Annotated in this window: 19 protein-coding genes; 4 read left to right on the top strand and 15 right to left on the bottom strand. The window is 74.2% G+C overall.

Going from position 1 to position 20,124, the window contains the following annotated elements; all coding sequences use genetic code 11:
• On the top strand, window positions 1-597 hold the full coding sequence (locus ACZ56B_RS18790; protein WP_468791236.1) for a GNAT family N-acetyltransferase: 597 nt from the start codon (window positions 1-3) through the stop codon (window positions 595-597).
• A 39-nt stretch (window positions 598-636) separates the two neighbouring features.
• Here the strand turns inward: ACZ56B_RS18790 and ACZ56B_RS18795 are convergent, their stop codons facing one another.
• Window positions 637-1,338, bottom strand: coding sequence for a TerB family tellurite resistance protein (locus ACZ56B_RS18795; RefSeq protein ID WP_468791238.1), 702 nt, complete (start codon window positions 1,336-1,338; stop codon window positions 637-639).
• A 184-nt stretch (window positions 1,339-1,522) separates the two neighbouring features.
• A complete protein-coding gene (gene leuA, locus ACZ56B_RS18800) occupies window positions 1,523-3,244 on the bottom strand; it encodes a 2-isopropylmalate synthase (RefSeq protein WP_468791240.1) in 1,722 nt (573 codons plus the stop codon).
• A 331-nt stretch (window positions 3,245-3,575) separates the two neighbouring features.
• Between leuA and ACZ56B_RS18805 the strand changes: the two genes are divergently transcribed.
• Window positions 3,576-4,646, top strand: coding sequence for a M4 family metallopeptidase (locus ACZ56B_RS18805; protein WP_468791242.1), 1,071 nt, complete (start codon window positions 3,576-3,578; stop codon window positions 4,644-4,646).
• Between the two features lie 56 nt (window positions 4,647-4,702).
• Window positions 4,703-4,969, top strand: a complete 267-nt coding sequence (locus ACZ56B_RS18810) for a protealysin inhibitor emfourin (RefSeq protein ID WP_468791244.1) — start codon at window positions 4,703-4,705, stop codon at window positions 4,967-4,969.
• A 215-nt stretch (window positions 4,970-5,184) separates the two neighbouring features.
• Here the strand turns inward: ACZ56B_RS18810 and era are convergent, their stop codons facing one another.
• From era to ACZ56B_RS18845, 7 genes are all read right to left on the bottom strand, one after another.
• A complete protein-coding gene (era, locus tag ACZ56B_RS18815) occupies window positions 5,185-6,138 on the bottom strand; it encodes a GTPase Era (RefSeq protein ID WP_468791246.1) in 954 nt (317 codons plus the stop codon).
• A gap of 84 nt (window positions 6,139-6,222) precedes the next feature.
• Window positions 6,223-6,576 (bottom strand): cytidine deaminase, encoded by a 354-nt coding sequence (locus tag ACZ56B_RS18820; RefSeq protein WP_468791248.1) that lies wholly within the window; start codon window positions 6,574-6,576, stop codon window positions 6,223-6,225.
• Window positions 6,577-6,610: 34 nt separating this feature from the next.
• On the bottom strand, window positions 6,611-6,970 hold the full coding sequence (locus ACZ56B_RS18825) for an MmcQ/YjbR family DNA-binding protein (protein ID WP_468791250.1): 360 nt from the start codon (window positions 6,968-6,970) through the stop codon (window positions 6,611-6,613).
• Window positions 6,967-8,268, bottom strand: coding sequence for a hemolysin family protein (locus ACZ56B_RS18830; RefSeq protein WP_468791252.1), 1,302 nt, complete (start codon window positions 8,266-8,268; stop codon window positions 6,967-6,969). Before ACZ56B_RS18830 ends, ACZ56B_RS18825 begins: the two co-directional genes overlap by 4 nt.
• Window positions 8,265-8,762, bottom strand: coding sequence for an rRNA maturation RNase YbeY (ybeY, locus tag ACZ56B_RS18835; protein WP_468791254.1), 498 nt, complete (start codon window positions 8,760-8,762; stop codon window positions 8,265-8,267). Before ybeY ends, ACZ56B_RS18830 begins: the two co-directional genes overlap by 4 nt.
• Before the next feature lie 12 nt (window positions 8,763-8,774).
• Window positions 8,775-9,845 carry a PhoH family protein gene (locus ACZ56B_RS18840; RefSeq protein ID WP_468791256.1) on the bottom strand — a complete coding sequence of 357 codons (1,071 nt, stop codon included), beginning with the start codon at window positions 9,843-9,845 and terminating at the stop codon, window positions 8,775-8,777.
• 154 nt (window positions 9,846-9,999) lie between these two features.
• Window positions 10,000-11,169: a carbohydrate kinase family protein gene (locus tag ACZ56B_RS18845; RefSeq protein WP_468791258.1), complete on the bottom strand. Its 1,170-nt coding sequence runs from the start codon at window positions 11,167-11,169 to the stop codon at window positions 10,000-10,002.
• 433 nt (window positions 11,170-11,602) lie between these two features.
• On the opposite strand from ACZ56B_RS18845, the gene ACZ56B_RS18850 reads away from it, so the two are divergent.
• On the top strand, window positions 11,603-12,946 hold the full coding sequence (locus ACZ56B_RS18850) for an MFS transporter (protein ID WP_468791260.1): 1,344 nt from the start codon (window positions 11,603-11,605) through the stop codon (window positions 12,944-12,946).
• 31 nt (window positions 12,947-12,977) lie between these two features.
• Here ACZ56B_RS18850 and ACZ56B_RS18855 read toward each other — a convergent pair whose 3' ends face one another.
• The 6 genes from ACZ56B_RS18855 to ACZ56B_RS18880 form a co-directional block, all read right to left on the bottom strand.
• A complete protein-coding gene (locus ACZ56B_RS18855) occupies window positions 12,978-13,883 on the bottom strand; it encodes a ribonuclease Z (protein ID WP_468791262.1) in 906 nt (301 codons plus the stop codon).
• Window positions 13,884-13,889: 6 nt separating this feature from the next.
• Window positions 13,890-14,243, bottom strand: a complete 354-nt coding sequence (locus ACZ56B_RS18860) for a histidine triad nucleotide-binding protein (protein WP_468791264.1) — start codon at window positions 14,241-14,243, stop codon at window positions 13,890-13,892.
• A gap of 53 nt (window positions 14,244-14,296) precedes the next feature.
• Complete coding sequence (locus ACZ56B_RS18865; protein ID WP_468791266.1) at window positions 14,297-17,503, bottom strand: S41 family peptidase; 3,207 nt, start codon at window positions 17,501-17,503, stop codon at window positions 14,297-14,299.
• 45 nt (window positions 17,504-17,548) lie between these two features.
• Window positions 17,549-18,103, bottom strand: coding sequence for a hypothetical protein (locus ACZ56B_RS18870; protein WP_468791268.1), 555 nt, complete (start codon window positions 18,101-18,103; stop codon window positions 17,549-17,551).
• A gap of 206 nt (window positions 18,104-18,309) precedes the next feature.
• Window positions 18,310-19,050, bottom strand: a complete 741-nt coding sequence (locus tag ACZ56B_RS18875) for a 16S rRNA (uracil(1498)-N(3))-methyltransferase (RefSeq protein WP_468791270.1) — start codon at window positions 19,048-19,050, stop codon at window positions 18,310-18,312.
• Entirely contained in the window at window positions 19,047-20,120 is a 1,074-nt protein-coding gene (locus ACZ56B_RS18880; protein ID WP_468791272.1) for a nitronate monooxygenase, read from the bottom strand. The genes ACZ56B_RS18875 and ACZ56B_RS18880 overlap by 4 nt, the downstream gene beginning before the upstream one ends.
• Between the last annotated feature and the right edge of the window lie 4 nt (window positions 20,121-20,124).

Below are 20,124 nucleotides of genomic sequence, written 5' to 3' on the forward strand. Positions count from 1 at the left end.
TTGCCGACCCCGGAGGGGCCGGAAAGCACGGTCAGCCACGGACCTCCACCCCCCCCCCACCCCCCCCCCCACCCCCCCCCCCCCCCCCCCCCCCCCCCCCCACCCCCCCCCCCCCCGGGTCCGCGGCGCCTGGTCCTCCGCAGGGCACGGGAGTCCGACCTGCCCGAACTGCGGCGGCTCGACACGGAGGTCTTCCAGGAGGTCGCCTACCCGGCGTTCCTGCTGCGCCAGCTCTACGACCTGTACGCCGAGCACTTCCTGGTCCTCGACGACGGCGAGGGCCGCCTGCGCGGCTACGTGCTGGCCGCCACCACCGCGCTCGACCGCGACGGCTGGATCCTCGGCCTGTGCGTGGCCGAGGACCGCCGCCGGCACGGGCTGGGCCGGGAACTGATGGCGGAGGTCCTGGCCCGGCTGCGCCGCAGCGGGATCGAACAGGTCCGGCTGACGGTGGAACCCGCCAACCGCGCCGCGATCCTGCTCTACCGCTCCCTGGGCTTCCGTCCCGAGCAGCCCGACGCCGGCCTGCGCCGGGACTACTTCGGCCCCGGCGAGGACCGCCAGGTCATGTGCCTGGAACTCCCCCGACTGTCCTGAGGCGCCGCGGCGGCGGAGCCGCGGGCGGCCTCCCGTCCGTCAGGACGGCGTCCGCGCCGCCGCCAGCAGGCGGGACACGTCGTCCGGGTGGATGGTGAGGGCCGCGCCCACGGTGGCCAGGGCGTCGCGCTCGGCGGGGGTGTAGGGACCGTCGGCGAGGGCGATGCGGGCGCCCTGGAGGAGGATCGACTCGCGGCCGGGGGCGGCGAGGTGCGGGGCCAACGGGTCCAGCGCCTCGTGCAGTTCGATGGCGAGGCCGGCCGCGCAGGGTCCCCCGGTGAACCGGCCGGTGTCCGCCTCCAGCGCCTCGACGAGCGCGGCCAGCCGTTCCTCCGTGCAGTCCTCGAGGCCGGCCGCGCGCACGGCGGCCGCGGCCGCCCCCAGCGACGCGCGCGAGCAGGTGCCGCCCGCGGCCAGCACCGCGAGGGCGACGGTGTGCACGGCGTCGCGGAGCATCACCGAGAAGCGGGTGGTGGTGGGGTGGTCCAGGACGTCGGTGCCGAAGTGGTGGCGGCAGGCCGCGCACTCGACGACCGGTCCGGTCTCCCCGCGCGGCAGCACGGGCACGCCGAGCAGGGCGAAGCGGCGCTGCCCGGTCAGCCGCTGGTAGTTGCGGTCGCCGCCGCAGCCGGGGCAGAAGAACTCGCCGTCGCCGACGGGCGTCCAGGTGGTCCGGATGCCCAGGAGCCGCGACAGTCTGGCGGCAGCGGCACGGCCGTTGGGTCCCCGTCCTGGCAGCACGTCGCACCTCCGTAATGCCGCAGCCTCATCGCCGCGCACGCGTGATGTTAGCCACATCTTTGAGGCGGAGTCAGTACCCGGGACGAGACCTTTCCGTGACCTCCACAGCATTTGGCCGGTATGCGACGGGGCTCCGCCCGCCGGGAAAGGCGGACGGAGCCCTCGGAGCCCGCTGAACGGCTGCTCAGCGCGCGGCGCGGTTGACGGCCGAGACGACCGCCTTCAGCGAGGCGCGGGTGGTGTTCGCGTCGATTCCGATGCCCCACAGGACCTTGTCGCCGATGGCGCACTCGATGTAGGAGGCGGCCTGGGCGGAGGCGCCCTCGCTCATCGTGTGCTCCTGGTAGTCCAGCAGGCGCACGTCGACGCCGATGCCCTGCAGGGCGTCGAAGAACGCCGAGATCGGGCCGTTGCCGGAGCCGGTCAGGGTGGTCTGCTCGCCGTCGACGGTGGCCTCGACGGTCAGGGTGTCCACGCCGTCGCGGTCGGTCGTGCTCTGGCCGTTGGCGACCTGGATGCGGCCCCAGGGGTTGTCCGGGTTGGGCAGGTACTCGTCCTGGAAGACCGCCCAGATGTCGGCCGGGGTGACCTCGCCGCCCTCGGCGTCCGTCTTCGCCTGGATGATCTTCGAGAACTCGATCTGCATCCGGCGCGGCAGGTCGAGCTTGTGGTCGTTCTTCAGGACGTAGGCGATGCCGCCCTTGCCGGACTGCGAGTTGACGCGGATGACGGCCTCGTAGGAGCGGCCGACGTCCTTGGGGTCGATGGGCAGGTACGGAACGGCCCACTCCAGGTCGTCGACGGTGACGCCCCTGGCCTTCGCGTCGGCCTCCATGGCGTCGAAGCCCTTCTTGATGGCGTCCTGGTGGGAGCCGGAGAAGGACGTGTAGACCAGGTCGCCCACGTACGGGTGGCGCGGGTGGACCTCCATCTGGTTGCAGTACTCCCAGGTGCGGCGGATCTCGTCGATGTCGGAGAAGTCGATCTGCGGGTCGACGCCCTGCGAGAACAGGTTCATGCCCAGGGTGACCAGGTCGACGTTGCCGGTGCGCTCGCCCTGTCCGAACAGGCAGCCCTCGACCCGGTCGGCGCCGGCCATCAGGGCCAGCTCGGCGGCGGCGACGGCCGTGCCGCGGTCGTTGTGCGGGTGGGCCGACAGGCAGACGTACGCGCGGCGGGAGAGGTTGCGGCCCATCCACTCGAAGCGGTCGGCGTGCGTGGACGGGGTGGAGCGCTCGACCGTGGCGGGCAGGTTGAGGATGATCTCGCGGTCCGGGCCGGGCTGGTAGACGTCCATCACCGCCTCGCAGACCTCCAGCGCGAAGTCCAGCTCGGTGTCGGTGAAGATCTCGGGGCTGTACTGGTAGCCGAACTCCGTCTCCGGGCCCAGCAGCTTCTCCGCGTACTCCACGACCAGCCGGGTGCCGTCGACCGCGATCTGCTTGACGTCGTCCCTGGAGCCGCGGAAGACGACCCGGCGGAAGACCGGGGCGGTGGCGTTGTACAGGTGGACGGTGGCGCGCCGGGCGCCCTTCAGGGACTCGACCGTCCGCTCGATCAGGTCCTCCCGGGCCTGGGTCAGGACGGAGATCGTGACGTCGTCCGGGACGGCGTCCGGGTCCTCGATGATCGAGCGGACGAAGTCGAAGTCGGTCTGGCCGGAGGCCGGGAAGCCGACCTCGATCTCCTTGTAGCCCATCTTGACCAGCAGGTCGAACATCGCGCGCTTGCGGACGGGCGACATGGGGTCGATCAGGGCCTGGTTGCCGTCGCGCAGGTCGGTGGAGAGCCAACGGGGGGCGGTGGTGATCCGGTTGTCCGGCCAGGTGCGGTCGGGGAGGTCGACCTGGTCGTAGCGGCCGTACTTGTGGATCGGCATGGGGCTGGGCTGCTGGCGGTTCGCCATGGTGCGTGGGCTCCTCGATGGTCCGCGGTGTGTCCTCGACGGGACGGCCGACGGCGCAGCGCCAAACTCCGCGGGGAGGGGGTCGGCCTCTACTGCAGACCCTCACCGCGGCAGCTAAGGAGAAGCAGCCCGAAACGCATGATGCTCCGTAGCCTAACCGAGGCGTGCCGCGTACGACGGTCCGTATCAGTATGCGGGACCAGGGGGAGGAACAGGGCAAAGAGTGCCGTATACCACTGCGGGGCGCCGCAGGGTGCGGCCCGACGGCGGATTCCCCCCGTCGTGGTTGCTCTTGGTGACAATCCCGTCACTTGCTGCAATGGTGCGGGACATGACCGCCAACGGGGGCTTCGAGCCCGTCTTCTGCACCATCGTTCCGCCCCACGTCCTCGACCGGCTGGCGCAGGCCGAGGACCCCGTGCTCGCCGGGGCCGCGCGCCGGACCCTCCAGCGCGACGCCTACGAGCGCACCCAGCGCCGCCTCACCACGGTCGTCGGCGCCCCCGCCGCCGCCCCGCGCGCCGGGGCCGAGGCAGGCCGGCCGCACCGCACCGTGTACGACGCCCGGCACGGCACCGACCTGCCGGGGAGCAGGGTGCGCGGCGAGGGCGACGAGGCCGGCCGGGACGCCACGGTCAACCGCGCCTACGCCGGCCTCGGCGCCACCTTCGAGCTGTTCCTGAGGGCGTACGCGCGCGACTCGATCGACGGGAGCGGGCTGCCGCTGGACGCGACCGTGCACTACGACCGCGACTACAACAACGCCTTCTGGAACGGCGAGCAGATGGTCTTCGGCGACGGGGACGGGGAGATCTTCCTCGACTTCACCCTCCCCATCGACGTCATCGGCCACGAACTCGCCCACGGGGTCACGCAGTACACGGCCAACCTGACGTACTTCGGCCAGCCCGGGGCGCTGAACGAGTCCGTGTCGGACGTCTTCGGCTCCCTCGTCAAGCAGTACACGCTCGGCCAGACCGCCGACGAGGCCGACTGGCTGATCGGCGCGGGCCTGCTCGCCCCGCGCGTCACCGGCAGGGCGCTGCGCTCCATGAAGGAGCCGGGCACGGCGTACGACGACGACGTCCTCGGCAAGGACCCGCAGCCCGCGACGATGGACGACTACGTCCGCACCGGCCGTGACAACGGCGGCGTCCACATCAACTCCGGCATCCCCAACCACGCCTTCTACCTGGCGGCCACCACCCTCGGCGGACACGCCTGGGAGCGGGCGGGGCAGGTCTGGTACGACGTGCTGACCGGCGGCGAACTCGCGCAGGACGCGCTGTTCACGGACTTCGCGGCACTGACGGTGCGGGCGGCCCGCGCGCGGTACGGGGAGGGCGAGGAGCTGCGGGCGGTGACGAAGGCGTGGGAGCGCGTCGGGGTGCGGACGCCGTAGCCCGAAGGCGGGCGAGGGGTGGGCGCCGCGCCCGTCCCCGTACTAGACAGGGACCCATGCGTATTCAGGTGCGGCGCACGGGCGGGTTCGCGGGGATCGAGCGGCAGGCCGAGGTGGACACCTCGGGCCGGGCCGACGCCCACGAGTGGCACGCCCTGGCCGAGCGGGCCCTGGCCGCCGGCCGGAGCACCCCGCCGGCCGGGGTGCCGGACGGGTTCGGCTACCGGATCACCGTGGACGGCAGGTCCGTGTACTGCGCGGACCCCCGGCTGACGGAGGAGCAGCGCGCGCTGATCCGCAGAGTGCTGGCGGAAGGGGCCTGAGGGGGACCGACGGCCTCCTGCCGCGGGGGCGCCGGCCTCACCCGCCGCCGGTGCGCCGGGGCCGGTGCGCTCCCCCGTCTCCCGGCCGGCGTCCCGTGGCGCGTGCCGGCCGCGGCGCACCGGCGGCGGGTGAGGCCGGCGCGCGGGAGCCGTCCGTGCGGGACGTGTCCACGGCCCCCGGCGCCGCGCCCTCGGCCCCCCGCCCCGTCAGGGCGTCAGAACCCCAGACGACGCAGCTGCTTGGGATCGCGCTGCCAGTCCTTGGCGACCTTCACGTGGAGGTCCAGGAAGACCGGGGTGCCGAGCAGCGCCTCGATCTGCTTGCGGGACTTGACGCCGACCTCCTTCAGGCGCTTGCCCTTGGGGCCGATGACGATGCCCTTCTGGCTGGGGCGCTCGATGAACAGGTTGGCGTGGATGTCGAGGAGGGGCTTGTCGGCCGGGCGGTCCTCGCGCGGGAGCATCTCCTCGACGACCACGGCGATGGAGTGCGGGAGCTCGTCGCGGACGCCCTCCAGGGCCGCCTCGCGGATCAGCTCCGCGACCATGACCTGCTCGGGCTCGTCGGTGAGGTCGCCCTCGGGGTAGAGGGCCGGCCCCTCGGGCAGCAGCGGGATCAGCAGGTCGGCCAGCAGGTCCACCTGCTTGTTCGCGGTCGCCGACACCGGGACGATCTCCGCCCAGGTGATCCCCAGTTCCTTGCCGAGCTGGTCCACGGCGATCAGCTGCTCGGCCAGCGCCTTGCTGTCCACCAGGTCGGTCTTGGTGACGATCGCGACCTTCGGGGTCTTCCTGATCCCGGCCAGCTCCTTGGCGATGAAGCGGTCGCCGGGGCCGATCTTCTGGTCCGCGGGGATGCAGAAACCGATCACGTCGACCTCCGCCCACGTGGTGCGGACCACGTCGTTCAGCCGTTCGCCGAGCAGGGTGCGCGGCTTGTGCAGCCCGGGGGTGTCCACCAGGATCAGCTGCGCGTCGGGGCGGTGCACGATCCCGCGCACGGTGTGCCGGGTGGTCTGCGGCCGGTTGGAGGTGATCGCCACCTTCTGCCCGACCAGAGCGTTCGTGAGGGTGGACTTGCCCGCGTTGGGGCGGCCCACGAAGCAGGCGAAACCGGCCCGGTGGACGGCTTCGGCCGACTGCTCGGATGACTGGGTGCGAACGCTCATGGCGCCCATTCTCCCTGATGCCGGAAGCCCCTCCGTACCACCGCCCGCGCGGAGCGCGGGTTCCGGAGGGAGGGGCCCCGCGCGTCAGTCCGCGGCGAGGGTCTCCCGGACCGCCCCGTCGGGGCCGGCCAGCAGGACCGGGGTCCCGGGCCCGCCGAGGTCCCGTACGGCCGCGCGGTCCTCGGCCGGCACCGACTCCGCCTCCGTCACCACCGCCGCCGCCTCCAGCGACTTCGCGCCGGACGCCACCGCCATCGCCACCGCCGTCCGCAGGGCGCTGAGCTCCAGGGAGTCCAGGGCGACCGTGCCGGCGACGTACGTGCGGCCGGTCTCGTCGCGCACGGCGGCGCCCTCGGGGACGCCGTTGCGGGCGCGGGCGGAGCGGGCCAGGGTGACGATCTTGCGGTCCTCGGGGTCGAGGGCGGTGGTGTCGGTCATGACCCCGAGCATACGGAGCCGCGCCCAAGCGGGCTCAGGGGCGGTCGAGCCGCAGCCGCTCCGCGCGCGGCAGCCCGGCCACCACCAGGTCGTAGGAGTCCTCGACCAGCTCCCGGACCAGGCGGTCCGGAAGCGCGCCGTCCGCCGTCACCGTGTTCCAGTGCCGCTTGTTCATGTGCCAGCCGGGGACGATCAGGCCCGGGTGGCCGGCACGGAGCCTGAGGGCGTCCTCGGGGTCGCACTTGAGGTTGACCTTCAGGGGCCGCGCGTCCAGGTCCGCCAGCGCGAAGATCTTGCCCCGGACCCTGAAGACCGAGGTCTGCGGGCCGAAGGGGAAGTCCTCCACCGCCGCGCCGAAGGAGAGGCAGAGGGCACGCAGCTCCCGCGGTGTCACCGCGGCCCCTCCCGCTCGTCCCCGGGCGGGTCCGCCGGCTCCACCAGCACGGTGACGATCTTGTTCCGGCGTCCGGCCGCGGCCTCCGCCGTCAGGCGCAGGACACGGGAGTCCGGCAGCTCGACCAGGGAGGAGGCGCCGGCGATCGGCACCCGGCCGAGCCGCTTGGCGAGCAGTCCGCCGACGGTCTCCACGTCCTCGTCGTCGAACGCCTCCAGGCCGTACAGCTCGCCGAGGTCGCCGAGGTCGAGACGGGCGGTGACCCGGTAGCGGTCCTCGCCGAGGTCCTCCACCGGCGGGACCTCGCGGTCGTACTCGTCGGTGATCTCGCCGACGATCTCCTCCAGGATGTCCTCGATGGTGACGATGCCCGCGGTGCCGCCGTACTCGTCGACGGCGACGGCGACGTGGTTGCGCTCCTTCTGCATCTCGCGCAGCAGGTCGTCGGCGTTCTTGGTGTCCGGCACGAAGAACGCGGGCCGCATCACCGTCGACACCAGGTCGTTCTCCGCGTCCCGGCTGATGTGCGTCCTGCGGGCCAGGTCCTTCAGGTAGACGATCCCGACGATGTCGTCCTCGCTCTCGCCGGTCACCGGGATCCGGGAGAAACCGGAGCGCAGGGCGAGGGTGAGGGCCTGGCGGACGGTCTTGTAGCGCTCGATCACCACCAGGTCGGTGCGCGGGACCATCACCTCCCGGACGAGGGTGTCGCCCAGCTCGAAGACCGAGTGCACCATGCGGCGCTCCTCGTCCTCGATCAGCGACTCCTTCTCCGCGAGGTCGACCAGCGCCCGCAGTTCCGCCTCGGAGGCGAAGGGGCCGTGCCGGAAGCCCTTGCCGGGGGTGAGCGCGTTGCCGATGAGGATGAGGAGCGACGGGATCGGGCCCATGACCCGCGCGAGCGGCACCAGCACGTACGCCGCCGCCGTCGCCGTGTTCAGCGGGTGCTGGCGGCCGATGGTGCGCGGCGAGACGCCGACGGCGACGTAGGAGACGAGCACCATGACCGCGATGGCGATCAGCAGTGCCTCGACGGTCCCGTCGAACTCCTTCAGGCAGGCGTAGGTGACCAGCGCGGCGGCGGCCATCTCGCAGGCCACGCGGACCAGCAGCGCCACGTTGAGGTAACGGGTGGGGTCGGCGGCGATCTGGGCGAGCCCGGCGCTGCCCCGGCGCCCGGAGCGCACGGCCTCCTCGGCGCGGAAGCTGGAGACGCGGGCGATGCCCGTCTCCGCGCAGGCGAACAGCCAGGCGACGACGACCAGGGCGACCGCGCCGAGGAGGAGCCCGGGGCTCATGAGACGGTCGGGGCCGGGGACGGACCGGTCAGGCCCTTCTCCGCGCGCCAGCCGTCCACGATGGCGGCCTGCAGGCCGAACATCTCGGCCTTCTCGTCCGGCTCCTCGTGGTCGTAGCCCAGCAGGTGCAGCACACCGTGGACGGTGAGCAGCTGCAGCTCCTCGTCCATGGTGTGCCGCGTCGGCGCCTCCCTGCCCTGCCGGGCCGCGACCTCGGGGCACAGCACGATGTCGCCGAGCAGGCCCTGCGGCGGTTCGTCGTCGTCCTTGGACGGCGGGCGCAGCTCGTCCATCGGGAACGACATGACGTCCGTCGGCCCGGGCAGGTCCATCCACTGGACGTGCAGCTGCTCCATGGCGTCGGCGTCCACCACGATCACCGAGAGCTCGGAGAGCGGGTGGATGCGCATCCGGGCGAGCGCGTAACGGGCGATGTCGAGGATCGCCTGCTCGTCGACCTCGGTGCCGGACTCGTTGTTGACGTCGATCGACATCTGGTGCTCGGTCTACTTCCCCTTGTGCCCGGCCTTGCCCCGGCCGCCCTTGTGGGTGCCGTTCCGGGTGCCGTGCTTGCTGTCGTACTGCTCGTACGCGTCGACGATACGGCCCACCAGCTTGTGCCGGACGACGTCGTGGGACGACAGCCGGGAGAAGTGGACGTCCTCGACCCCCTCGAGGATGTCCTGCACCTGCCGCAGGCCGCTCCTGGTGCCCTCGGGGAGGTCGACCTGGGTCACGTCACCGGTGATGACGATCTTCGAGTCGAAGCCGAGGCGGGTGAGGAACATCTTCATCTGCTCGGGGCTGGTGTTCTGGGCCTCGTCGAGGATGATGAAGGCGTCGTTCAGCGTGCGTCCGCGCATGTACGCGAGCGGGGCGACCTCGATCGTGCCCGCCGCCATCAGGCGCGGGATCGAGTCGGGGTCGAGCATGTCGTGCAGCGCGTCGTAGAGCGGGCGCAGGTAGGGGTCGATCTTCTCGTAGAGCGTGCCGGGCAGGAAGCCGAGCCGCTCCCCGGCCTCGACCGCGGGGCGGGTCAGGATGATGCGGTTGACCTGCTTGGACTGCAGGGCCTGCACCGCCTTGGCCATGGCGAGGTACGTCTTGCCGGTGCCCGCCGGGCCGATGCCGAAGACGATCGTGTGCTTGTCGATCGCGTCCACGTAGCGCTTCTGGTTGAGCGTCTTGGGGCGGATCGTGCGGCCGCGCGAGGACAGGATGTTCTGCGTGAGCACCTGGGCCGGGGTCTCCTGGCCGTCGCTCTCCCCGTTCTCGCTCGCCTTGAGCATGGCGATCGAGCGTTCCACTGCGTCCTCCGTCATCGGCTGCCCGGTGCGGAGCACCAGCATCATCTCGTCGAACACGCGCGAGACGAGGGCGACCTCCGTGGCGTCGCCGACCGCGCTGATCTCATTGCCCCGGACGTGGATGTCGGCCCCCGGGAAGGCCTTCTCGATCACGCGCAGGAGGGCGTCGCCGGAACCCAGCACGGTCACCATGGGGTGCTGGGCGGGAACGGTGAACTGCACTCTCGCCTGTCCCTGCGCGGGCGTGTGAGCTGTGGGTGTCTGAGTCATGGGCCGGCGCTGAAGGCCTGCGGTTCCTCCTGTTCACGGCCGCACGGCTGAGGGCGGCCTCGCGATTCCCAGGGTACGACGCCGGGATGACAAGGTCGTAGGACTTTTCACGGGTGCTCCCCGGGCGGCCGGGGGCGGCGGGGCGGGGCCCCGCTCAGGGCGACCGGCGGAAGCCGATCGTCGGGACCGCCCGCCGCAGCGGCCAGGGCCGCACCGGCTCGTCCGGGACCAGGCCCGTCAGGAACGCGTACCGCCGCAGGGCCGCCCGGTCCTGGCCCTCGACCGACTGCACCCTGCGCCACCACGCCGCCACCTCGGCCCACCCCGGAGCCGACAGCGAGCCGCCGAACTCCTGGACGGAGAGCGCGGCGGTGAGGCCGGCGAACGCGAGGCGGTCGGCCAGCGGCCAGCCGGCCAGGCTCCCGGTGACGAACCCGGCGACGAACACGTCCCCGGCGCCGGTCGGGTCGAGCGCCTCGACGGCGATGGCCGGGACCTCGGCGGTCTCACCGGTGCGCCGGTCCACCGCGTACGCGCCCTCCGCGCCGAGGGTGACGACCGCGACCGGGACGTACTCGGTGAGGGCGTGGGCGGCGGCCCGGGGGCAGTCGGTGCCGGTGTAGCGCATGGCCTCCTCGGCGTTCGGCAGGAACGCCTCGCAGTGGCGCAGGTCGGGCAGGGCGGCCAGGTCCCACGCGCCGGTGTCGTCCCAGCCGACGTCGCCGAAGACCCGGGTGCCCCCGCGCGCGGCCCGGGCGATCCAGGGGGCGCCGCGGCCCGGGGTGAGGGAGGCGACGGCGGCCCGCGCGCGCGGGGGGCGGTCGGGCGCGGGCTGCTCCTCGGGGGGCGGCTCGTGGCCGTGGGAGACCATCGTGCGCTCGCCGTCGTAGGCCATGGAGACGGTGACCGGCGAGTGCCAGCCGGGCACGGTGCGCGACGGGGAGAGGTCGATGCCCTCGCCCTGGGCCAGGGCGTCCCAGCAGTACTCGCCGTAGTGGTCGTCGCCGAAGGCCGCCGCGAGGGAGGTGCGCAGGCCGAGGCGGGCCAGGGCGGTGGCCATGTTGGCGACGCCGCCGGGGCTCGACCCCATCCCCCGGGCCCAGGACTCGGTCCCGCGCACCGGGGCGGAGTCGAGCCCGGTGAAGACGATGTCGAGGAAGACGGTCCCGGTGAGGTAGACGTCCCAGGGCGGGTCGCCGGGTGTGCGCAGCGCGGCGAGGGGGTCGACCCGGGCCGGACGGTGCGCTTCCTCGGTGCGTGCCTCCCCGCCGGTCGCGGCGGAGGCGGTGGACGCGGTGGACGCGGTGGACGCGGTGGACGCCATCACGGTGCGCTCCCTGCATGGTGCGGTTCAGGCCAGTCTGCACCACGCCGTCGACAACACGGCCGCCGTCACGCCGCGGCGGGCCGTCCCCGTCCCGGCCGCCTTCCGCGGGGCCGCCACGGACCGGGCGGCGCCGGGGCCGGGGCGCGGGGGGATGGCCGGGGGACGCGTCGGTGAGGACGCGGACGGGAGTTTCCGCAGATGACGAGGGGGATGCAGCGGATCGACGCCCTCTGCTACCCGGTGACCCGAACTCCAAACGCAAGAGTGTCGTAGATCACACCCTGCCCGCTCCCTCAGGCGTCTCCCCGCTTGATACAAATTGCCCGCGCGTTCCTGTCCGTCGACGGCCGTCGCTCCCCTTCCTCCCCTTTTTCCTCCTCCTTCTTCTTCCCTTTTCGCACCGTCCCTTCCGCACGCCCCGGGAACGCCCGTGTTCGCCCCTCGCACCACTCCCTGGCCCCTCGTCGCCCTTTTCACGGCCGGGTACCTCGCCCCGTATCTGCTGCCGACCACCGTCGGCCGGCTGGAACGCGGCCTCGGCCTCTCGGCGACCCAGGCCGGCGCCGTCGGCAGCGCGCTGCTGCTGAGCTCGGCGACCGCCGGGTTCCTGCTGGCCTCCCGCGTGCAGCGGACCGGGGCGCGGACCCTGGCCCGGCTCGGACTCGTCCTGGCCGTCCTCGGCTACGGCGCCGCCGCGCTCACCACCGCCGTGCCGGCCGTCGTCGCCGGCGCGGTGGTGGGCGGGTTCGGCTCGGGGACGGCCACGACCGTCGCCGCCACCCGGATCGCCTCCGAACCCGATCCGCACCGCGCCTCCACCCTCGGTCTGCTCAGCGTCTCCGCGCTCGCGGGCCTGGTGTACCTGACGGTCCCCCACCTGCCGGGCCACGGCCTCACCCTGGCCGCCGTCGCCCTCACCGCGCTGGCCGTGTGGCCGCTGACCTCCCGCCTGCCCGCCGGCACCGCCGGATCCCGGCACGCGGACACGGCCGCGGGCCCGCACACCGGCCCGGCCCGCCTCCCGCACCGGCGTTCGGGGCTCGTCCTGGCCGGCGCCATGGTGTTCTGGTCGCTCGCCCAGAACGCGCTGTGGGGCGTGAGCGGCCGGATCGGCGTCACGCAGGCGCACCTCACCGAGCCGACCGTCGGCGTCGTCTTCGCCGTGGCGCTGGGCGCCGGGCTGCTGGGCGTCGTCGCGGCGGGCGCGCTGGGGTCGCGGCTGGGGAGGGCGCTGCCCATCGGCGGCGGCACCGTCCTCATCGCCGGCTGCATCGCGCTGAGCGCCTCCGCCACCGGGCTGGGGAGCTTCGCGGCCGGGGAGATCGCCTGGAACACGGTCTACCCGGTGGTCCTGTCGTACCTGATCGGGCTCGCGGCCTCGCTGGATCCGCGCGGGCGCTGGGCCGTGCTGGTCGGATCGGCGTCCTCGCTGGGCACCGCCGCCGGGCCGCTGACCGGCAGTGTGCTGGCCGCGCAGGCCGGCTTCCCCGTCATGGGCGCGGTGCTGGGCGCCGGACTGCTGCTGGTCGCCCTGCCGATGACGGCCGTCGCCCTGCACACCGGCGGACGTCCGCTGCTGCCGGGCGCGGTCCGGCGCCGCGGCGGCCACCCGGCCGCCGTGGTCGCCGCCGCCCCGGGCACCCCCGCGGGCGCGGTGCCCGAGATCGGCGCCCCGGAGCAGCCGGTCGTGGAGATCCCGGTGGAGGGCACCCCCGCCCCCGCCCGGGGCGCCTACGGCACGGCGGCGGCGACGCGGGCGCCCGGGACCGGCTGACGGCAGGGCACCGGAGCGTCGTGCGGGTGCTTCACCGGCGCTTCGGAAGCGGGACCCGCAGCAGATCGTGCGCCACGGTCAGGTCCCCGTCGTACCCGGCGGCCCGGGCCTGGCGCTCGAACTGGTCCGGGTCGGTGTAGCGCTGGCTGAAGTGGGTGAGGACGAGGTGCCGCACGCCCGCGTCGCGCGCCACCCGCGCCGCCTGACCCGCGGTCAGGTGGCCGTGCTCGACGGCGAGTTCCTCGTCCTCGTCGAGGAAGGTCGACTCGATGACCAGCAGGTCGCAGCCCTCCGCGAGCGCGTGCACGCCCGCGCAGAGCCGGGTGTCCATGACGAACGCGAACCGCTGCCCGCGCCGCACCTCGCTGACGTCCTCCAGGGACACCCCGCCGAGGACGCCCTCGCGCTGGAGGCGGCCGACGTCCGGGCCCTCGATGCCGTGCGCGGCCAGCCGGTCGGGCAGCATGCGCCGGCCGTCGGGTTCGCGCAGGAGGTAGCCGAACGACTCCACGGGGTGCGACAGCCTGCGCGCCTCCAGCGTGTAGCGGGGGGTGACGGCCAGCGGGCCGTCCACGTCGACCGGGGCCTCGGTGAGGGTGACGGTCTCGCGGTAGGCGGTGGCGTACCGCAGCCGGTCGAAGAAGCGCTGCCCGGAGCGCGGGTAGTGGGCGGTGACCTCGTGCGGCACCCGGTCGAGGTTGATGCGCTGGATCACCCCGGCGAGGCCGAGCGAGTGGTCGCCGTGGAAGTGGGTGACGCAGATGCGGTTCAGGTCGTGCGCGGCGACCCCGGCGCGCAGCATCTGGCGCTGGGTGCCCTCGCCGGGGTCGAACAGGATGCCCTCGCCGTCCCAGCGCAGCAGGTAGCCGTTGTGGTTGCGGTGCCGGGTGGGGACCTGGCTGGCGGTGCCGAGCACCACCAGTTCGCGTACGGACAAGGCCGCTTACCCGGGGGGCCACTCGAGGCCGCGGCCGCCCAGGACGTGGGCGTGCGCGTGCCAGACGGTCTGGCCGGCGCCGGCGCCGGTGTTGAAGACGATGCGGTAGCTCTCCAGCTTCTCCTCGTCCGCGACGGCCTGCGTCTCGCGCAGCACGTCCGCCGCGAGCCCGGGCGCGGCGGCGGCGAGCGCCGCCGCGTCCCGGTGGTGCGCCTTCGGGATCACCAGGACGTGGGTGGGCGCCTGGGGGTTGATGTCGCGGAACGCGACGGTGGTCTCCGTCTCCCGGACGATCGTCGCCGGGACCTGCTTCGCGACGATCTTGCAGAACAGGCAGTCGTCCTGCGGTTCCCCTGCCATGCGGCCTCCTCGCGCCCGGGTGATCGCTTACCCGGGCATCGTATCCGGACCGGTCAGTCCAGGGCGGGCGGTGCCTTCGCGGGCGTCGTCCCCAGGGCCTCCAGCGCGATGCGGATCGCCTCGTCCAGCTGGACGTCCCGGCCCGCCGCGTGGTCCTGCGGGCGCTGCACCACCTCCACGTCGGGGTCGACGCCGTGGTTCTCCACGCCCCAGCCGTACCCCTCCAGCCAGAAGGCGTACTTGGGCTGGGTGACGAGGGTGCCGTCGACCAGGCGGTAGCGGCTGTCGATGCCGATCACTCCGCCCCAGGTGCGGGTGCCGACCACCGGGCCGATGCCGAGGGCCCGGATCGCCGCGTTGACGATGTCGCCGTCGGAGCCGGAGAACTCGTTGGCGACGGCGACGACGGGACCGCGGGGCGCGTCCCGGGGGTAGCTCTCCGCCCGCATGCCGCGCGGCAGGTCCCAGCCGACGATCCGCCGGGCCAGCTTCTCCACGACGAGCTGGGAGGTGTGCCCGCCGCGGTTCTCCCGCACGTCCACGACCAGGCCCTCGCGGAGCACCTCGACGCGCAGGTCGCGGTGGATCTGCGCCCAGCCGGGGGCCTGCATGTCGGGGACGTGGAGGTAGCCGAGGCGGCCGCCGGACCTCTCGTGGACGTAGGCGCGGCGGTCGGCGACCCAGGCGTGGTAGCGCAGCGGTTCCTCGTCGGCGACGGGGACGACGACCGCGTGGCGCGGTTCGCCGCCGCCGGCCGGGGAGACGGTCAGCTCGACCGGCTTGCCCGCCGTGCCGACCAGCAGCGGGCCGGGGCCGGTCACCGGGTCGACCGGCTGTCCCGCGACCGCGACGATCGCGTCGCCGGGGCGGACGGCGACACCGGGCGCGGCGAGCGGGGAGCGGGCCTCGGGGTCGGAGGTCTCGGAGGGCAGGACGCGGTCGACCCGCCAGGAGCCGTCCTCGTGCCGGGAGACGTCCGCGCCGAGGAGTCCCTGCCGGGCGCCGTCGCCGTATCCGCCGCGCGGGGTGACGTAGGCGTGCGAGGTGCCGAGTTCGCCCTGCACCTCCCAGAGCAGGTCGACGAGGTCGTCGTGGGTGGCGAGGCGGTCGAGGACGGGGCGGTAGCGGTCGAGGACGCCGTCCCAGTCGACGCCGCTCATGTCCGGCCGCCAGAAGTTGTCCCGCATGATGCGGCCGGCCTCGTCGAACATCTGCCGCCACTCGGCCGCCGGGTCGACGAACTGGCGGACCCGGCCGAGGTCGACGGTGATGTTGGTGTCGCTGTCGTCGTCGCCCGACGCGCGCCGGTCGCTGGGGACGACCTTCAGCCGCCCGTCGGTCCACAGCAGCACCCGCTTGCCGTCGCCGCTGACCTCGAAGTGGTCGGCGTCCACGGCCAGGTGCTCGATGCGCTGCTGGACGAGGTCGTAGCGCTCCAGGTCGGTCTTGGGGTCGGGGTCGTCGGGGGTGGCGCGGGAGGCGCCGAGCACCCCGCGCACCGGGTGCCGCAGCCACAGCACCCCGTCCTTGGCGGCCCGCAGGTTGGTGTAGCGGGCGGCCTCGACCGGGAACGGCACGATCCGGTCGGCGAGGCCCTCGAGGTCGATCCGGGTGGTGGGGACGCCCTCGCTGTCGGGGGTCTCGTCCCGGTCCGGCGTCTCGAAGGGCCGGCCGTGCCGCTGCGGTCCGAACGGGGACGGGGTCGTCGCCGCGAGGGTGATCAGGTGCGGGCGGACGCCCTCGACGAAGGCCAGGTCGAAGACGTGCTCGTCGTAGACCGGGTCGAAGGAGCGGGTCGACAGGAAGGCGAGGTGCCTGCCGTCGAGGGTGAAGGCGGGCGCGTAGTCCTGGAAGCGCAGCGGGGTCGCCTCGGTGACCGACAGGTCGGTGGTGTTGGCGAGGCGGAGCTGGCTGAGCGGGCGCGGGCCGGGGTGGGACCAGGCGAGCCAGGCGGAGTCGGGCGAGAACGTCAGCCCGGAGACGTCGCCGTCCTCGCTCCGGTCGACCTCGCGGACCTCGCCGGTCTCGCGCTCGACGAGCAGGACGCGGCCGTCGTGCGAGGCGACCGCGGCGCGGCTGCCGTCGGGGGCCACGGCGAGTTCCAGCACGCGGCCGAGCCGGCCGGCGGCGATGCGGCGCGGGGTCGCGCCCGGGGCGAGGCCGGTGGCGGGGGCGAACTCCAGGGCGTCGTCGCCCTCGGCGTCCGTCACCCACACCACCCACTCCTCGCCGTCCACGCGGAAGGCGCGGGGCCGCCGGGCGCGCACGCCCGGGGTCGCGGCGAGCGCGCGGGCGGGGCCGGAGCGGTGGGTGACCCAGTGGACGGCGCCGCGGACGCACACGGCGCTGCCGCGCGCGGTGTGGTCGGGGGAGGCGGAGCCGAACCAGCGGGCGGCGTTCACCGGGAACGGCTGGAGGTCGGTGCGCTGTCCGCCGAGCCGGACGTCGAGCCGGCGCGGCTCGGCCCCGTCCAGGTCGTCCAGGATCCAGAGCTCACCGGCGCTGGAGTAGACGACGCGGGTGCCGTCGGTGGCCGCGTGGCGGGCGTAGAAGCCCCCGAGCGGGGTGTGCCGGCGCATGTCCGAGCCGTCGGCGAGGGAGGAGTACAGGGCGCCGGTGCCCTCGTGGTCGGAGAGGAAGGCCACCCTGTCCCCCGCCCACAGCGGGTACTCGACGTTCCCGTCGAGGTCCTCGTGGAGGCGGACGAACTCGCCGTCGCCCTCGCGGTCGATCCACAGCTTGCCCGCCGTGCCGCCCCGGTACCGCTTCCACCAGGCGGCCTCGCGGCCCATCGGCGCGGACAGCAGCACGGTGTGCGGGCCGAAGACGACGTCGCCCACGGGGCCGTGGGGCAGGGTGGTGGCCGGGCCCCCGTCGAGGGGGACGGCGCGCGCCCAGGAGCGGCGCAGGCTGGGCTGGCCGTGGGTGCTGAGCGCCAGGACCCGTCCGTCCGGGGTCCAGCCGCGCACCTGGGTCCTCCCGCTCCCCCAGTGCGTGAGGCGCCGGGCGGGTCCGCCGTCGACCGGCGCGACGTGCACCTCGGGGGCGCCGTCGCGGGTGGAGGTCCAGGCGACGGTGGTGCCGTCAGGCGAGATCCGGGGGTGGTTCACCGGCACGTTGTCGGCGCTGACCCGCCAGGCCCGGCCGCCGTCGAGCGGCGCGAGCCACACGTCGTCCTCGGCGGTGAAGGCGACCAACTCGCCGTGCGGGTGCGGGAATCGGAGATACGCGGTGGAGGCGACCGATGCGGGCTGTGTCACCCGATCACCCTACGCAAGTGCCCGCGGCCTGGACAGGGGGCGGGATCACTTGCCCTCGACCGGGCGACACGCGGGGTACTGGTCGCACCACACCGTCGTGGTGACGGTCACGGTGACGGTGGGATCCGGCCCGCCCCCGGTGGGCTCGCCCACCGGCGGGGGGCTGGTGGTGTCGCAGTCGCCGAGGCCGTCGACCCGGAACCGCTGCTTCCCGTCCACCTTCACGGTGAGGTTCCCGCGCACGCAGGCCCCGTTCACGGCGTGGGTGACCTTCCCGGTGACGGTGATCTCCTTGCCGTCCTCGGTCTCCCCCTCGCAGTCGACGGAGGCCACGGTGTCCTCGCCCCCGGAGGAGGCCGGGGACGACGCGCCGTCCTTCTCGCCGAAGGACGCGGTGCAGTTGAGCCACCGCACCCCGACCTTGCGCCGGCCGAGCTCCTCGGTCACGGTCTCGTCGGTCGTGTACGCGACCGCCGTGGAACTCAGTCCGCCCGGTTCGCACGCCACGGTCGCGCCCACCGCGGCCGCGACGAACCCGGCGGCCACCACCGGCCGCCGCCACCGCGCCCCGCGCCGGGCCCTGTTCCTCGATGCCCCCATGGACGGCAGCCTGCCACCGTCGCCGCGGGGGCGGTAGGGCGCATACGGCCACTGCGCACCACCCCGGGCCGGCGAACGGACGCCGGGTCAGGAGGCCGCGCCGCGGACGGGGTCACGGCGGGCGGGACGGTCCGCGCGGGCTGCCCGACGGGCCGTGGGACCGGACGGCCGGGAACCGCTGCCGGCGGACGGACGGCCGGGGCCCGTCAGGACCAGCGGCCCGTGCGGGCGAGCAGGACGGCCGCCGCCGCGGTGCCGGCGGTGGACGTGCGCAGGACGCTGCGGCCCAGGCGGTGGGGCCTGGCCCCGGCCCGCGCGAAGAGCTCCAACTCCTCGGGGGAGATGCCGCCTTCGGGTCCGACGACCAGCACGATGTGGCCACGGGCGGGGAGTTCGGCGGTCGCGAGGGGTTCGGTGCCGCTCTCGTGCAGGACGGCGGCGAAGTCGGCCCCGGCCAGGAGCGAGGCGACCTGCCGGGTCGTCGCCGCGTCCGCGACCTCGGGGAAGCGCACCCGGCGGGACTGCTTGCCGGCCTCGCGGGCCGTCGCCCGCCACTTGGCGAGGGACTTCAGCCCCCGCTCCCCCTTCCACTGCGTGATGCAGCGCGCCGCCGACCACGGCACGATCGCGTCGACGCCGACCTCGGTCATCGTCTCCACGGCCAGCTCGCCCCGGTCGCCCTTGGGCAGCGCCTGGACGACGGTCAGACGGAGGGACTCGGCGGGCTCCTCGACCACGTCGCCGAGGGCCACCACCAGGCGGTCCTTGCCCTCGGTGCCCTCGACCTCGCCCTCGGCCCAGCGGCCCGCGCCGTCGGTGAGGACGACGCTCTCCCCGGCCCGCAGCCGCTTCACGGAGACGGCGTGCCGCCCCTCGGGGCCGTCGAGCACGTAACGGCCCCCGCCGTCCGTGCCGAAGTGGTCGACGACGAACACCGGCGCGGTCACCGGGCACCTCCCGCCGACAACGTCGCCCGGGCGGAGGCGAGTTCGGCGACCAGCACCTCCACCAGCCGCCCGGCGGGCAGCTCCCGGGCCATCCGGTGGCCCTGGCCCGCCCACAGCGCCATGCCCTGCGCGTCCCCGGCCCTGGCCGCGGCCTTGCGCAGGGGCGCGGTGAGGTGGTGGACGTCCGGGTAGGCGGCGGGCGCGTAGGGGCCGTGCTCGCGCAGGAAGCGGTTGACCAGGCCGCGGGCGGGGCGGCCGGAGAAGGCCCGGGTCAGCTCGGTGCGGACGTACAGGGGGTCGGTCAGGGCCCGCTTGTGCAGGGCGTGCGCGCCGGACTCGTGGGTGGCGAGGAAGGCCGTGCCGAGCTGGGCCGCGGCGGCTCCGGCCGCGAGCACCGCGGCGATCTGGCTGCCGCGCATGATGCCGCCGGCCGCGACGACCGGGATGCCGACGGACTCCCGGACCTGGGCGAGCAGGGACAGCAGCCCGATGCCGGAGCCGTCCGCCTCCGGGACGTCCGCGTGGGTGCCCTGGTGGCCGCCGGCCTCGACGCCCTGCGCGATCACCGCGTCCGCGCCGGCCCGCTCGACGGCCCGTGCCTCCTCCGCGGTCGTGGCGGTGGCCAGGGTGAACGTGCCGACGCGGCGGAGGGAGTCCAGGACCCCGCGGGCCGGCACGCCGAAGTGGAACGACACCACCGGCACCGGGTCGTCCAGGAGGACGGCGAGCTTGGCGTCGAAACCGTCGTCGCGGCCGCCGTCGGGGTCGCCGAGCTCGGTCTCGTACCAGGCGGCCTCCCCGGCCAGCTGGTGGGCGTAGACGCCGACGGCGGCGGGATCGGCCGTCTCCGGCTGGGGCAGGAAGAGGTTGACGCCGAACGGCCTGCCGGTCAGTCCCCGCACCTGCTTGATGTCCTGGTACATCCCGTCCGCGGTCTTGTACCCGGCGGCGAGGAAACCGAGCCCGCCCGCCTCGGAGACGGCGGCGGCGAGCTGCGGCACGGAGACACCGCCCGCCATGGGCGCCTGCACGATCGGGTGCGGGAAGAGATCGGTCGGTACGGAGGACATGACG

This window comes from Streptomyces sp. NPDC034670, assembly GCF_055574875.1.

Excerpts from the sequence above, each read along its gene's own strand:
- ACZ56B_RS18840 (WP_468791256.1), bottom strand. The coding sequence starts at position 9,845 with ATGACTCAGACACCCACAGCTCACACGCCCGCGCAGGGACAGGCGAGA.
- ACZ56B_RS18860 (WP_468791264.1), bottom strand. The coding sequence starts at position 14,243 with ATGGCAGGGGAACCGCAGGACGACTGCCTGTTCTGCAAGATCGTCGCG.
- ACZ56B_RS18870 (WP_468791268.1), bottom strand. The coding sequence starts at position 18,103 with ATGGGGGCATCGAGGAACAGGGCCCGGCGCGGGGCGCGGTGGCGGCGG.
- ACZ56B_RS18820 (WP_468791248.1), bottom strand. The coding sequence starts at position 6,576 with ATGACCGACACCACCGCCCTCGACCCCGAGGACCGCAAGATCGTCACC.
- leuA (WP_468791240.1), bottom strand. The coding sequence starts at position 3,244 with ATGGCGAACCGCCAGCAGCCCAGCCCCATGCCGATCCACAAGTACGGC.
- ACZ56B_RS18830 (WP_468791252.1), bottom strand. The coding sequence starts at position 8,268 with ATGAGCCCCGGGCTCCTCCTCGGCGCGGTCGCCCTGGTCGTCGTCGCC.
- ACZ56B_RS18880 (WP_468791272.1), bottom strand. The coding sequence starts at position 20,120 with ATGTCCTCCGTACCGACCGATCTCTTCCCGCACCCGATCGTGCAGGCG.
- era (WP_468791246.1), bottom strand. The coding sequence starts at position 6,138 with ATGAGCGTTCGCACCCAGTCATCCGAGCAGTCGGCCGAAGCCGTCCAC.
- ACZ56B_RS18810 (WP_468791244.1), top strand. The coding sequence starts at position 4,703 with ATGCGTATTCAGGTGCGGCGCACGGGCGGGTTCGCGGGGATCGAGCGG.
- ACZ56B_RS18845 (WP_468791258.1), bottom strand. The coding sequence starts at position 11,169 with ATGGCGTCCACCGCGTCCACCGCGTCCACCGCGTCCACCGCCTCCGCC.
- ACZ56B_RS18805 (WP_468791242.1), top strand. The coding sequence starts at position 3,576 with ATGACCGCCAACGGGGGCTTCGAGCCCGTCTTCTGCACCATCGTTCCG.
- ybeY (WP_468791254.1), bottom strand. The coding sequence starts at position 8,762 with ATGTCGATCGACGTCAACAACGAGTCCGGCACCGAGGTCGACGAGCAG.